Origin of the sequence: Campylobacter troglodytis, from assembly GCF_006864425.1 — a bacterium.
GTDB lineage: Bacteria > Campylobacterota > Campylobacteria > Campylobacterales > Campylobacteraceae > Campylobacter_D > Campylobacter_D troglodytis.
The window spans coordinates 1-502 of record NZ_QHLI01000243.1; the positions used below are offsets into that span (position 1 = coordinate 1).

1 pseudogene is annotated in these 502 nt (G+C 38.8%); it reads right to left on the reverse strand.

Annotation, left to right across the window (positions count from 1 at the left end):
* Positions 1-480 (reverse strand): annotated as a pseudogene (locus tag DMC01_RS12790) (hypothetical protein); the annotation flags it as partial.
* Between the last annotated feature and the right edge of the window lie 22 nt (positions 481-502).

Below are 502 nucleotides of genomic sequence, written 5' to 3' on the forward strand. Positions count from 1 at the left end.
ATTCATAAAATTACTTAATCTTTCGTTAAATTCATCTAAACTGCTAGCATTCATTAATCCTATATAATCGCCCCAGCCCTTAAGTGGGATAGAAAAATTCAGTGCTGATTGTAGACGGACACTTTCATTTTCGCTTGTGTTGTCAAGTCCTTGAATTTTACCCCAAATAGTCGCCTCACCCTCGATAAGTGGCTTTTGCGTGGTAAAGGCGTTGTTACTTAAAAAGCCGATTAAAAGTCCTCCTTTTGTGATAGAGCCGTCTTTGTTTGTATATTTATCACTTGTCGTGTCAAACGAGTAGTTCATTTCTCGCCCTTTGGTGATATTGCTGTGTAAAATGTCGGGGTTAAAAGGTGTAGGCGAGGGCTTGTCGTTTTCACTATTTTTAGAGACATTATAAAAACTAGGAAAGAGTTGTCCGCCATTTGCTTTAAAATTCCCAGAAGCGACTAATTCACTCATTTCACCAAAGGAAAACACTCGTGTAATCTGCCCTATGCTG